Below are 250 nucleotides of genomic sequence, written 5' to 3' on the forward strand. Positions count from 1 at the left end.
GCGCAAACAATGCCCGGCTTTCAAGACACATTGCCCCTCGCTCACATCGGAACCAATGGCTTTAATATGGTTTCGTTTAGGAACATCGCCTTTCAGCAACAACCAAGTCACTCCAGAGTCTTCCTGAATTCGGGCTTGTTCTTGAGGAATCACATAGTCAATGCCGGCCGGAACCGCGGCACCGGTCATAATACGAACCGCTTGGCCGGGTTCAATCGTCACCGTCCCCGGTTTATCGCCTGCTGAAATC

The 250-nt window shown here is 52.4% G+C and carries 1 pseudogene; it reads right to left on the bottom strand.

From position 1 onward, the window contains the following. A pseudogene (locus AVJ23_RS22540) lies at positions 1-249 on the bottom strand (hypothetical protein); the annotation flags it as partial. Position 250 lies beyond the last annotated feature (1 nt).

It is taken from the genome of Pseudoponticoccus marisrubri (assembly GCF_001482405.1).
GTDB classification, from domain to species: domain Bacteria; phylum Pseudomonadota; class Alphaproteobacteria; order Rhodobacterales; family Rhodobacteraceae; genus Pseudoponticoccus; species Pseudoponticoccus marisrubri.